General features: G+C 42.2%; 15 protein-coding genes. 9 read left to right on the top strand and 6 right to left on the bottom strand.

Features of this window, described 5'->3' with window-relative positions; translation table 11 throughout:
- Positions 1 to 21: 21 nt before the first annotated feature.
- Complete coding sequence (gene mbl, locus ACTJJD_RS08025) at positions 22 to 1,023, bottom strand: cell shape-determining protein Mbl (protein ID WP_007497573.1); 1,002 nt, start codon at positions 1,021 to 1,023, stop codon at positions 22 to 24.
- Positions 1,024 to 1,208: 185 nt separating this feature from the next.
- Positions 1,209 to 1,487 carry a sporulation transcriptional regulator SpoIIID gene (gene spoIIID, locus ACTJJD_RS08020; protein WP_008343327.1) on the bottom strand — a complete coding sequence of 93 codons (279 nt, stop codon included), beginning with the start codon at positions 1,485 to 1,487 and terminating at the stop codon, positions 1,209 to 1,211.
- A gap of 347 nt (positions 1,488 to 1,834) precedes the next feature.
- Here spoIIID and ACTJJD_RS08015 point away from each other — a divergent pair, with 347 nt between their 5' ends.
- The 3 genes from ACTJJD_RS08015 (at position 1,835) to ACTJJD_RS08005 (ending at position 4,160) form a co-directional block, all read left to right on the top strand.
- Positions 1,835 to 2,248, top strand: coding sequence for a MarR family winged helix-turn-helix transcriptional regulator (locus ACTJJD_RS08015; protein ID WP_282833336.1), 414 nt, complete (start codon positions 1,835 to 1,837; stop codon positions 2,246 to 2,248).
- 15 nt (positions 2,249 to 2,263) lie between these two features.
- The gene (locus ACTJJD_RS08010; protein ID WP_024718734.1) at positions 2,264 to 3,451 is read left to right on the top strand and encodes an MFS transporter; all 1,188 of its coding nucleotides are present in this window, start codon (positions 2,264 to 2,266) and stop codon (positions 3,449 to 3,451) included.
- 109 nt (positions 3,452 to 3,560) lie between these two features.
- A complete protein-coding gene (locus ACTJJD_RS08005) occupies positions 3,561 to 4,160 on the top strand; it encodes an undecaprenyl-diphosphatase (protein WP_217816083.1) in 600 nt (199 codons plus the stop codon).
- 33 nt (positions 4,161 to 4,193) lie between these two features.
- On the opposite strand, the gene ACTJJD_RS08000 is transcribed toward ACTJJD_RS08005, so the two are convergent.
- Entirely contained in the window at positions 4,194 to 5,585 is a 1,392-nt protein-coding gene (locus ACTJJD_RS08000) for an MFS transporter (protein WP_440608270.1), read from the bottom strand.
- A 176-nt stretch (positions 5,586 to 5,761) separates the two neighbouring features.
- Between ACTJJD_RS08000 and ACTJJD_RS07995 the strand changes: the two genes are divergently transcribed.
- The 5 genes from ACTJJD_RS07995 (at position 5,762) to ACTJJD_RS07975 (ending at position 9,887) form a co-directional block, all read left to right on the top strand.
- A complete protein-coding gene (locus ACTJJD_RS07995; RefSeq protein ID WP_317328160.1) occupies positions 5,762 to 6,649 on the top strand; it encodes a transporter substrate-binding domain-containing protein in 888 nt (295 codons plus the stop codon).
- Between the two features lie 41 nt (positions 6,650 to 6,690).
- On the top strand, positions 6,691 to 7,368 hold the full coding sequence (locus ACTJJD_RS07990) for an amino acid ABC transporter permease (RefSeq protein ID WP_007497584.1): 678 nt from the start codon (positions 6,691 to 6,693) through the stop codon (positions 7,366 to 7,368).
- Positions 7,369 to 7,378: 10 nt separating this feature from the next.
- A complete protein-coding gene (locus ACTJJD_RS07985) occupies positions 7,379 to 8,119 on the top strand; it encodes an amino acid ABC transporter ATP-binding protein (protein WP_008343342.1) in 741 nt (246 codons plus the stop codon).
- Between the two features lie 193 nt (positions 8,120 to 8,312).
- Positions 8,313 to 9,521: an ammonium transporter gene (locus tag ACTJJD_RS07980; protein ID WP_008343343.1), complete on the top strand. Its 1,209-nt coding sequence runs from the start codon at positions 8,313 to 8,315 to the stop codon at positions 9,519 to 9,521.
- 18 nt (positions 9,522 to 9,539) lie between these two features.
- On the top strand, positions 9,540 to 9,887 hold the full coding sequence (locus tag ACTJJD_RS07975) for a P-II family nitrogen regulator (protein WP_007497589.1): 348 nt from the start codon (positions 9,540 to 9,542) through the stop codon (positions 9,885 to 9,887).
- 85 nt (positions 9,888 to 9,972) lie between these two features.
- Here ACTJJD_RS07975 and ACTJJD_RS07970 read toward each other — a convergent pair whose 3' ends face one another.
- Complete coding sequence (locus ACTJJD_RS07970) at positions 9,973 to 10,869, bottom strand: M23 family metallopeptidase (RefSeq protein ID WP_035389779.1); 897 nt, start codon at positions 10,867 to 10,869, stop codon at positions 9,973 to 9,975.
- Positions 10,870 to 10,996: 127 nt separating this feature from the next.
- On the opposite strand from ACTJJD_RS07970, the gene ACTJJD_RS07965 reads away from it, so the two are divergent.
- The gene (locus tag ACTJJD_RS07965) at positions 10,997 to 11,494 is read left to right on the top strand and encodes a GNAT family N-acetyltransferase (RefSeq protein WP_081114213.1); all 498 of its coding nucleotides are present in this window, start codon (positions 10,997 to 10,999) and stop codon (positions 11,492 to 11,494) included.
- A 33-nt stretch (positions 11,495 to 11,527) separates the two neighbouring features.
- Here the strand turns inward: ACTJJD_RS07965 and ACTJJD_RS07960 are convergent, their stop codons facing one another.
- Both ACTJJD_RS07960 and ACTJJD_RS07955 read right to left on the bottom strand, forming a co-directional pair.
- Positions 11,528 to 12,058, bottom strand: coding sequence for a TlpA family protein disulfide reductase (locus ACTJJD_RS07960; protein WP_108611052.1), 531 nt, complete (start codon positions 12,056 to 12,058; stop codon positions 11,528 to 11,530).
- Positions 12,055 to 12,624: a MauE/DoxX family redox-associated membrane protein gene (locus ACTJJD_RS07955; protein WP_213407044.1), complete on the bottom strand. Its 570-nt coding sequence runs from the start codon at positions 12,622 to 12,624 to the stop codon at positions 12,055 to 12,057. The genes ACTJJD_RS07960 and ACTJJD_RS07955 overlap by 4 nt, the downstream gene beginning before the upstream one ends.

The raw sequence follows: 12,624 nt of genomic DNA, 5'->3' as shown, positions 1-12,624 counted from the left end.
TAAAAAGAATGAGGGAAATCATTAGCTGAGTTTACGCTTTGGCAGCTTGTCCATATTATCAAGCATCACGCCAGTACCAACTGCTACACAATCCATTGGATTTTCTGCAACAAAAACTGGTACTTTCAGCTCTTCTGCAAGCAATTGATCAAGCCCGTTTAGAAGCGCTCCGCCACCAGTAATGATGACGCCGCGGTCAATGATATCAGCTGATAATTCAGGTGGTGTTCTTTCAAGAACTTGTTTCGCAGCCTGAACAATGGCAGATACAGATTCACGTAATGCTTCTTCTACTTCTTTGCTTGTGACGGTAATCGTTCTTGGTAATCCTGTCACCATGTCTCGTCCACGAATCGAGATCTCTTCGTGACGTGCGTCTGGGAATACCGTTGCAACTTGGATCTTAATGTCCTCTGCAGTTCGCTCACCGATCAACAGCTTGTACTCTTTTTTAATGTAGTTTAGAATTTCCAGGTCAAATTTGTCTCCAGCCATTTTAATAGAAGAGGCGGTTACAATGTCACCCATCGAGATGACAGCGATATCTGTCGTTCCGCCTCCAATATCTACGACCATGTTTCCACTTGGCTGAAAAATATCCATACCAGCACCAATTGCTGCTACTTTTGGCTCTTCTTCAAGAAATACATGCTTCCCGCCGCTTTTTTCAGCAGCTTCTTTGATTGCCTTCTGCTCAACAGATGTAATGTTTGTCGGGCAGCAGATGAGCATACGCGGCTTAGAGAACAGCCCTTTCACATTCAATTTGTTAATAAAATGCTTGAGCATCGCTTCAGTTACTTCAAAATCAGCAATTACGCCATCTTTTAATGGACGAATCGCAACAATATTCCCAGGCGTACGTCCAACCATACGTCTCGCTTCTTCTCCAACAGCTAATACTTTCCCGCTGTTTTTATCAAGAGCGACAACAGATGGTTCATTTAACACAATTCCTTTTCCTTTGACATGAATCAGTACATTTGCAGTACCAAGATCAATTCCAATATCCCTAGCAAACATCTATATATATCCTCCTTGAAAATCTGTTTCCATAGCAAATACCACATTCTGCCCTAATTATATATTCTATCATAATTTGCAGAAAAAAAGATATTTCTTTACAAAAGTCTTTACAAAATTTGTGGTTAGAAACTACCGATAAGAGGAAGATATATATATCATGTTTATGAACAAAGAACTAAAGCTTACTGTTTTACAGGCTCACCTTCTAAAATTTCTTCTTTTTTATACTTTAACTTTGTGGCTTCTCCCCCTCGCAGGTGACGGATTGATTTATGATAATCCAGTATCTCCTTCACTTCGTTAGCCAGATCTGGATTAATTTCTGGCAGTCTTTCTGTTAGATCCTTGTGTACAGTACTTTTAGAGACTCCAAATTCTTTCGCAATTACACGAACGGTTTTCTTTGTCTCCACGATATACTTTCCTATCTTGATTGTTCGCTCTTTGATGTAATCGTGCACACCACTCGACCTCCCTAAAATGGATGTGAGAAGTGTGAAATGAGATCCGTATCAATATTATCCATTTTCAGCGGCGCTTGTTCGTCTTAATTTCTCATCCATTAGGTAGTAAATGCCAAACACGATCCCTCACCTCAAACACTCTCTTTGTCAGGTTTGTAACAGTGTATTAGCATTGCATAGGGAATATGCTAAAAATGAAGATGGGACAAGGGATTTATCAGAAAAGACAAAACAAAAAATCATTTCGAGTGGCGAAAATTTTCACTTTACAAGCATCGGTGTAACACGTAAAATAAGAAAGGTGATTTTATTTACCTAGATAAATAATGAATAAAGGTGAGCCTATGGATACGTTAAACAGAGAGTGTTTACATCAAATACATCAAAGCGCGCGGCTGCTGTCTAAAAAAGCGAACGAAGCGCTTGCTGCTTATGACTTGTACATGTCCCAGTGGACTGTACTTTTTTGTTTGGATACATTCGGCCCTAAAACGCAAAAAGACATTTGGACCTATTTGAACGTCGAAGCACCGACGATTACAAGAACCGTGACGCGTCTAGAAGCAAACGGCTGGGTGAAACGAGTCCAAGGAAAAGACAAACGTGAGAATCTCATCGTCATGACAGACGATGCAAAAACAAAGTTTAAAGAAATCAAACAGACGATGGAACAATTTGAAGAAGAATGTCTTTCAGATTTCACCTACGAAGAAAAACAACTCCTCCATACACTTTTACACAAATTATCAACTGAATAGGAAGTGACATACACCATGAACGAACGCATTTGGACAAAAGACTTTATCATGATTGTCCTAGTGAATTTATTTACATTCACCTCTTTTTATGCCCTTTTGACACTACTCCCCATTTACACAATGGATGAATTAAATGGAACAGAATCACAGGGTGGCCTCCTTGTGACGGTCTTCTTATTATCAGCAATTGTGACAAGGCCATTTTCAGGGGCCATTATTGAGAAATTCGGCAAGAAACGCATGGCGATTTTTTCTTCAACGGCTTTTGCCCTGCTCACTTATTTATACATTCCAATTGATCAATTCCAAACACTTCTCATGCTGCGTTTCGTGCAAGGCATCTTCTTCAGCATTTTGACAACCGTAGCAAGTGCCATTGCTGCTGATATGATTCCGAAACATAAACGAGGAGAGGGTCTTGGATACTTTGTGATGTCAATGAACCTCGCTGTGGTTATCGGTCCGTTTATCGCACTGAATCAAGTCGGAAAAGTAGGATTCCATTCTTTATTTCTTCTCTTTTCGATCATCGTCTCTATCGGTGCAGCTTTCACGATGCTGATTAGACAGCCAGAGCCTGAAAACGGCGGAAGTGTCATCTTTCGATTCACTTTTTCTCACCTGTTTGAAAAAGGTGCTTTAAAAACGGCAGCAGTTGGAATCATTATCTCCTTCTGTTACTCGCCGATCATTTCATTTATTTCAGTCTATGCTAATTCACTTCACCTGATGGGTGCAAGCAGTTATTTCTTCATTGTATTTGCAGCTGCGATGCTTGGATCACGTCCATTTACAGGCAGACTGTTTGACCGAGTCGGGCCTCATATTGTGATCTATCCATCGATTGCTCTCTTTGCGATTGGTTTATGGATGCTGACCGCTACCCAAACAGCCACCATGCTTCTTTTATCCGGCGCTGTCATCGGCCTTGGCTACGGTTCTTTGGTGCCATGTCTACAAACACTTGCGATACAGCACTCACCAGCACACCGTACAGGCTACGCCACAGCAACTTTCTTTACCCTGTATGATACGGGGATTGCCGCTGGATCATTTGTCTTCGGACTGCTTGTCAGCTTCACAGATTTTTCAAATGTATATCTCATTGCTGGCGTTGTCGTGTTACTCAGCATGGGCGTTTTTTATTGGAGCGAACGAAAACCGCAAGAAGCAAAAGCACAAAAGGTTTCCCTATCAGAATAGGATACTGTTTTAAACTTCACTGAAAACATGCTAAAATATAGGATATTTCAAATGAACAGATAGGTCTTTTGAAAAATAGTTGGCGTTAAGCGAAAGTATAGGTGATGTTTTGAATTACGAATTGTTTAAAGTCATACACGGGATGGCTCATCATTCTGAGTTTTTAGATCAGGCCATGATTTTCATTACGAAAAAGGCCATTCTCGTATATGCCCTCGTCTTATTGATTTGCTGGTTTTTAGGTAATCACAAATTTAAGAAGCATGTCTTCTTTTCTGGTGTAACAGGCATCGTGGCACTCATCGTCAATTTTGCTATTACGCTGTTTTATTATGAAGAGCGGCCGTTTGTGGCGCACAAAGTCGACACACTCATCCCGCACTCAGCAGACGCTTCCTTCCCAAGTGACCACACAACAGGTGCACTGGCTCTTTCACTAGCCATTCGATCCCGTAATAAAAAACTCGGCAATATTTTGCTTGTTTTTGGATTACTGACAGGGTTCTCCCGCATCTGGGTCGGTCATCATTATCCATTTGATGTATTAGGCAGCTTGATCGTATCGATTGTGGTTGTCTTTATCATGAATAAATTATGGAAGTTCTTTGACTCTCCAATTGACCGTATCGTGACATTTTACGAGACAATTGTAGGGAAAATTTTCAGAAGAAAGACAAAGGATCAGGGATCAGACCTGTCCAACTCTTAAGCGGCTTGCGATAAAGTATGGAAGACCTCTCTTCTACTTTATCCCAGCCGCTTTTTTCATTGTTTGTTTTCCTCTGACCATACTCGAAAAATAAAGGCTGACGCTAATGCCGACAAGAGAAATCATGATCAATGTCCAGCCTAATTGTTCAAAATGAGAACCTGCAATTTCCTCACCAAACAGCATGCCAAGCACGGCAGATGACAGAATGGAACCAAGGTACCTGCATGTTTGAAAAAGCCCAGAGGTCGTGCCAATCATTTGTTGAGGGCTCGCTTTTAACATCGCAGCTTGAAGCGCAACATTTCCAATCCCGTAACTGAGTCCAAGCAAAGCAAGAACCAGTCCTTTCCCCCAGAATGGCGCAGGAATAAAAAAGAAAGTCATGGCGGAAGCGCCGGCCAGCATCAGCACAGCACTTGCCAAAACAGGGTGACGTTCATCGCCGCGATCTACCCACTTGCCAGTCAGCGGCGATACCATTATGCTCATGCCAGACATGCAAAGCATAAAGAGACCCGTCATCTCCACACGCCAGCCCAATTCATCTTGAAAATAACTTGGCAAGCCAAAAAAGAGACAATAGAAGAAAATATTTAAAATGATAAATTGCACATACACAAGTGAAAGCCGTTTCTCCTGCCTGAACATCCGAATTTGGATAAATGGCTCATCCACCTGATATTCCCACCATATAAAAGCACCCGCACTCACAAGACAGAGAATGCCCTGTACATACTGAATACCATCAGATAGTGATAATAAAAAAGAAAGCAAAAGGACAATACAAACTGTAAATAGAAACATCCCTGGCAAATCAAGCTTTCGGACAGTGTCTCCGATACGCAATTTTTTCTTCTTCTCCTTAGGAAACAAGGAAAGGCCTAGAAAAAAACTGATCAATATGAATGGCAGATTCACTAAAAAGATCGCCGGCCAGCTGCCGATCGTCATCAAAAACCCGCCAAGTGTCGGCCCGAGTGCTGTCATCGCTGAAGCAAAGATGGACAATACCGCTAAAGCAGAAGCTTGTCGTTCCTTCACATGATCCCGAATCAGTCCAACACCTGAAGGATAGATCGCACTACTTCCAATCGCCTGAAGAAGCCGGATTACAATCAGCACCGCAAAAGTCGGGGCAAACGGCGCACAAATGGCTGAGACTGCCACTAGAACTAGTCCAAATAAAAATAAAGTTCTCCGGCTCATCACATGGTCTCCAATTCGTCCACTCACCGGCTGCGTGACCGCACTGGCCAAATAAAAGGTTGAAATGAGCCAAGATACCGTCGTAAACGACAAACCGAACTCATGCTGAATTTGATGCAAGGCTAAAGAAATCATCGAGGAATTCAGTGGATTTAACATCGTGCCAAAAGCAATCGCCGTTAAAAAAACATTCCGGTTGTCTTTCCATTTGATCATACACCCGCCCCCTTCTTTTGACATACACGTTCTTTGTCTATCTCCTCGTTATTATGAGATTCATTTCCCTTTTTTACCCTTAGCAATTCAAGTTCTCTCTCCGAAAAGCAAGACATACATTCTAAAAAGGGCAAGTGTTGGAAAAGCGCATATAAAATTGAGAATATGAGGAACAAATGGTAAGATGCTACACATATTTAAAAGCCTACTTTCTCCTTATACGGAGAACGGCTGAAAAGGAGGAGAAGCTTATTATTAAAAAAAGACGGTTTTGGGTCCCAGCCCTTTTCTCGGTTGCAGTATTACTTCTGTCTTCGTGCGGTTCAAATGAAACAAATGGGAACGGAGATAAACGTAATTCTACAGCGAAAGGGTCACCGATTTTGGAAGATGGGAAATTTATTTTTGCAGCATCAGGTGAATTCCACCCATTCAGTTACATGGATGGAAACCAGATGTCCGGCTTTGATATTGATGTCGGCAATGCGATTAGCGACAAGATGGGCCTCGAGCCTGTACAGAAAAAATATAAATTCGCAGGCATCGTCGAAGGCGTCAAAGCAGGCAAATTTGATGCGGCCGTTGCAAGTCATACCATCAACGAGGAACGAAAAAAACACGTCCTTTTTTCTCAACCGTATTACTACTCCGGTCCGCAAATCTTCACAAGACCCGGCGCAGACATTCACAGTGCAGATGACTTAAAAAACAAAGAAATCGCTGTCTCTAAAGGTTCGTCCTATGCGGATATTGCCAAAGAACATAGCGGGCAGGAACCAAAATATTACGACAGTGATGTTGTCGCTTTAGAAGCACTAGCCAACGGCAAACACGATGCGGTCGTCACTGATTTTGCCACAGGTGCAGAAGCCATGAAGAAAAAACTTAAAATTGAAGCACAAGAAAGACTCGGGCAAAGTGAGCAAGCAATCGCTGTCTCTAAAGACAATAAAGAACTCATGAAAGAGATCAATGATGCGATTGATGCACTCAAAAAAGACGGAACATTAAAACAAATTAGCGAAAAGTATTTTGACGAAGATATTACCGTCAAACAGGATTAAAACCACGATTGTGCGCCTTTCTCTAGGCGCACTTTCTTCAAATGGAGATGATTGTTTTGCCTACCTTATCACACTTTTTTCAAACGCTGATTGATTCTAGAGGCGTTTTCTTAGAAGGAATGCTGCTCACCTTACAACTCACTGTCATCAGCATTTTCATCGGCATGTTCATCGGGCTTTTCTTTGCCTTACTAAAAATATCCCGCGTAGCCGTTTTCGGTTATATCGCAAATGCCTATATCTTCCTTGTACGCGGGACACCACTCATTGTGCAGATTTTTATCCTGTATTTTGGGCTTACAGAATTAAATATACCCGACTTTTGGGCAGCCTCTATTGCGCTTGCCTTCCATAACGGTGCCTATATAGCAGAAATATTTAGAGGTGCGATTCAATCAATCGATCAAGGTCAAAAAGAAGCAGGACGTTCTCTTGGCATGGGGCGATTTCTAACCATGAGACGTATCATTCTCCCGCAAGCGATGCGGCGTGCCCTTCCCCCGCTCGGCAATCAGTTTATTATCGGCTTAAAAGATTCATCACTTGCCGCCTTCATCAGCGTCAATGAACTCTTTAACATCGCCACCACTCAAGGTTCCAACAGTTTTGACAACATGACGTACTTACTTGTCGTGGCTGTCTATTACTTAGTTCTTGTCCTGCTGTTAACATTCGCTGTGCAAACCGTTGAGAAGAAACTTTCAGTCAGTGATCATTAGGAGGAGAAGCATGACAGAATCAAAAGAGATCATTCGTGTTGAAAAACTGAATAAATACTTTGGAGAGCTGCATGTCTTAAAAGATATCGATCTCACTGTATATGAAAATGATGTCGTCGTCTTAATTGGTGCAAGCGGCTCTGGAAAAAGCACCTTGCTCCGTTGTATGAATTTTTTAGAAATAAAAAATGACGGTCAGATCATCATTGATGGCAGTCCCGTTCATCCAAAACGAGATCAATTAAATGAAATGAGGCAGAAAATAGGCATGGTGTTTCAGCATTTTAATCTCTTCCCGCACAAAACCGTGCTTGAAAACATCATCGAAGCACCGGTCATGGTGAAAAAAACAAAGAAAGCACAAGCGATAACTGAAGCCAATGTCTTATTAGAAAAAGTCGGACTAGCGGATAAAGCAAAAGTGTACCCTTCAAAGCTATCAGGCGGTCAAAAACAGCGCGTTGCCATCGCACGAGCTCTCGCCATGAAGCCCGATGTCATGTTATTTGACGAACCCACTTCTGCGCTGGACCCAGAGCTTGTAGGCGAAGTGCTGCAAACTATGAAAAGTCTTGCCAAAGAAGGCATGACAATGGTCATCGTCACTCATGAAATGGGCTTCGCAAAAGAAGTAGCTGACCGAGTTGTTTATATGCATGAAGGACGAATCGTCGAACAAGGTACCCCATCAGAATTATTTGATTCTCCTCAAGAGGAGCGAACCAAATTGTTTCTCAGTTCGATTTTATAGGTCAAATGCCCTTTATTTTTCGTCGTTCATACACGTTTATTCTCATTTTTCACGAACTTTTCATCCATTTATATTGATAATGACCAAAAAACCATGTTAGATAAACTTACATGAATATGTTATATATGACTTTTCTCTCTATAATGAAGAATTAAGAAATCTATTAATTCTGAATGATTCGGGGGAATGCAGCATGCAAATGGGTGATACAGTATTTATGTTCTTCTGCGCACTACTCGTGTGGTTAATGACACCGGGTTTAGCCTTATTCTACGGAGGACTTGTGAGAAGTAAAAACGTGTTAAGTACGACAATGCACAGCTTAACCTCACTAGCCATTGTCTCTATCGTCTGGATCGTGTTTGGCTATTCACTGGCCTTTGCGCCAGGCAATGCATGGATCGGAGGCTTTGACTGGGTTGGACTAAAAGGCGTTGGCTTTGAACCTGGTTCATATAGTGATACGATTCCACATTCATTGTTCATGATGTTCCAAATGACCTTTGCCGTCCTCACAACAGCCATTATCTCTGGTGCCTTCGCTGAACGTATTCGTTACTCAGCGGTGGTCGTGTTTACACTCCTTTGGGTCACATTTGTATACGCTCCAGTCGCACACTGGGTATGGGGTGGCGGCTGGATTGGCGAAATGGGAGCACTTGACTTCGCCGGTGGAAACGTCGTCCACATTTCATCAGGTGTGGCTGGTCTAGTCGTAGCCATTGTTCTCGGGAAGCGAAAAGAAGCGGCAAGTTCTTCTCCGCATAACTTGATCTACACACTTCTTGGTGGAGCTGTGATTTGGTTTGGCTGGTTTGGATTTAACGTAGGAAGTGCCCTCACATTAGATAGTGTCGCCATGTATGCCTTTATTAACACAAATACAGCAGCTGCTGCAGGAATCATCGGCTGGCTGTTGGTCGAATGGATGATCAACAAAAAACCAACGATGCTAGGTGCAATCTCCGGCGCCATTGCAGGCCTAGTAGCGATTACACCTGCCGCAGGTTTTGTCACACCATTTGCTTCGATTATCATCGGGATCATCGGTGGAATCGTTTGTTTCTGGGGCGTCTATTCACTCAAAGCCAAGTTCGGCTATGACGATGCACTGGATGCATTCGGTCTGCACGGAATCGGCGGTACGTGGGGAGGCATTGCTACAGGCCTTTTCGCCACTACATCTGTCAATGATGGCGGAGCCAACGGCTTATTTTACGGCGATCCAAGCTTACTTTGGAAACAAGTTGTCGCCATCGTGGCCACATACGTCTTTGTTGCAGTTGTCACATACGTGATCATCAAAGTCGTCAACATCTTCTTCAAGATTCGCGCAACTGAAGAAGAAGAATCAGTCGGTCTTGATTTAACGATGCACGGCGAAAAAGCATATCAAGATTAAAGAAAAAGGGGTGTCTCTATGAGCAAAATGTATAAAGTGGAGATTGTCACACGTCCAGCTAATTTTGAAACATTAAAGGTGGAGCTTGGAAAGATTGGTGTCACCTCGATTACCTTTTCCAATGTGCACGGCTGCGGTTTACAAAAGGGACATACGGAACTATACCGTGGCGTCAAAAAGGAAAGCAATGTGTACGAACGTTTAAAGATTGAAATCGTCTTAAGCAAAGTACCTGTTGAACAGGTCGTGGAAACAGCACAGAAAGTACTGCGTACAGGCGAACCAGGGGATGGGAAGATTTTTATATATGAGATAGAAAATACAATCAACATTCGGACAGGTGAAGAAGGACCTGCCGCCTTATAGCATCCCCTCCGCCATATGGCGGAGGTTTTTTAAAGACAGAAAAAAACCTCTGTGCATTTATCTACACAGAGGATCTGACATGACATTAAGATTGTTTTGTTTCTTCTGACTGACTGCGGTCTTTAGAGGAATCTGAAGACTTTTCTTGATCAGAGGATTTCCCCTTCTCATCAGACTTATCTTCAGATTTTTCTTCAGCCGGCTCTTTTGCCTTATCGTCAGCAGCAGGTTCCTTCATTTTGTCATCAGCTTTTGGCTGAGCAGGTTCTTTTGCTTCTTCCGTCACTTCTTGCGCTGCTTTTTCAATGGAAGAAACAGGCTTATCAATGAAGCTAAGTGGATTAAGCGCTAAACCTTCCATACGAATTTCAAAGTGAACATGGTTGCCGCTTTCAGCACCATATAGATTCTTACCAGAAGCACCGATGACATCATTCTGCTTTACTTCATCGCCTTCTTTTACACTCACTTGAGACAACGATTGATACACAGTAGACAATCCATCTTCATGTTCAATTTCAACAACGTGACCGAGAACTGGATCTTTTTTCGCCTGAACGACTGTTCCACTAAGAGCAGCTGTGACATCAAACACTTTGCCATCTTTATCTGCAAGATCAATACCTTTGCTTAAGGTATAGGTGTTATTATAGTTTACAAGTGCTGCTTCTTTTTCTTTTTGATCAGCATCTGCTTCATAGAACTTTTTCACGACAGAAACATTCTCAGAATTCTGGACCGGCATAGCGACATTTTCAATTGGCTTTCCAACTTCAACGGCATCATCACGCTGTTCTTGTCCTGTTTGATTTCCATCAGATAGTTGGTCTTTCACATCTTTCGATACAGCTTGATACCAAAGAACGGCTGTTAACACGACCGCTGCGCTGACCAAGTAAATAGCAGGGAATACCCAGCGCTTACGGAAAAATTGCTGAACTTTTGTGATTTTGGAAGTACGTTTCTTTTCTTCCTCTCTCATTTTTCATCACCTCAGCAACATTCTGAACACTTTTCAAAAAATATATACACACGAAATCATTTTTCTTTTTATTTTGCGCAATCGCATCAATAATATGTATGATGAATGAAAAAAGATGGAGGTACATATGGTGAAAACTTTCAACCGCATGGCAACAGAAGATGACCTCAAAGAGATCGTCGATATCTACAATTCAACGATTGCTTCAAGAGAAGTAACGGCCGATACAGAACCTGTTACAGTAGAAGACCGCCGTCAGTGGTTTTTGAATCATTCAGAGAAACGTCCTCTCTATGTGAAAACAGATAAGGAAGGAAATATCTACGGCTGGCTCAGTTTTGAAACGTTTTACGGCAGACCCGCATACAACGGTACGGTTGAAATGAGTATTTACTTGAACCAAAACTATCGAGGAAAAGGTTTAGGGTCACTGTTCTTACAAGAGGCGCTCGAATTGGCACCCTCATTAGGCATCCGAACGTTACTTGCCTTTATTTTTGGCCACAACGAAGCCAGCATCAAATTATTTAAGAAGCACGGCTTTGAGACTTGGGGACATTTGCCACGCATCGCAGAAATGGACGGCAATCGGTACGACTTAGATATTTTAGGAAAAGAATTATAAACGGAGCGTCTCTTGAAGAAAGAGACGCTTTTTTTATGAAGCATGCACCAACTGCTCAAATTGCTCCGCATTTTGAAGCGATTTTCTTTTCAGAATGATACCATGTTCATCAATCAGAAGCGCTTGCGGAACAACTGTTACCCCATACAACTCCATAATTTGTGATGAGCGCATATAAACAGCTTGCTCCGGCAGCAATTGAAGAAGCGAGGCATCATCGGCTTGTTCATCTCCATTAATAACAATCACATGAGCATCATCATGTGAAGTTTGAGGCTGCACATCAGACAAAATACTTTTACAAGTCATACAAGTAGAATTCACAAATAACAGCATCACAGCTCGCCCATTTTGCAAATACTCCTTCAAGATCACCTTTTCACCTACATGCGAATAACTGCGAAATAACGGAGCCGGGTCACCAATATCCGCTTCCTTCAATTCAATTCCATCAAGAGATTTTATTTTATTCATAAATCTCCCGATAAAACGGGCAAGCAAAAACACGACAGCCAGCTGGGCAATGACAATTAATAACACAATGATTAATAAAATATCTGTCATTTCATTTTATCTCCTTCTATAATTGATCCATCTGCAATCTGGAATGAGTCGATCCACTTTCGCTTCAATAGCACAATTTCTTGGCTGACCGCTATGATCAAACAGACAGCCGCTGCAATGAGAAAACAAATCATTTTCAACCGCAATGAAATCATTTCAACACTAGGATGTACATAAAATAACCCTGCCACAAGAGTAAGCATCAGCAGATTACGAATCACAATCCCCCAATGCAGGCGATCGTTTTCCAGTAATCCTCCACAACCGCACGAAATATCACGATGCCCCCTCATTAAATTGAACGTAACCGCTCCAGAGTAAATACATAACAGGGCTGTAAGGCCCACTGCAGGCAGGACAGACATGTTCCATATAAACAAATGAATCGTACAAACCAACTCAATCAACAAAAATACATAAAACATGGGTGCCGCGAAAGAAGGCGGCAGCAGCCGATAAGCATTGATCTGCTGGACATGTGCCTTCTGTTTCCTTGCTTTATCCAGCCATGCACCTGCAAAAATGATTCCTAGTAAATAGACTCCTATGAAATAAAAGACACTCAC

Origin of the sequence: Bacillus sp. 22446 (assembly GCF_052044955.1) — a bacterium.
In the GTDB taxonomy this organism is placed as follows: domain Bacteria; phylum Bacillota; class Bacilli; order Bacillales; family Bacillaceae; genus Bacillus; species Bacillus altitudinis.
Note: the sequence above shows the minus strand (reverse complement) of the source record. Positions and strands in the feature narration are given on the sequence as shown.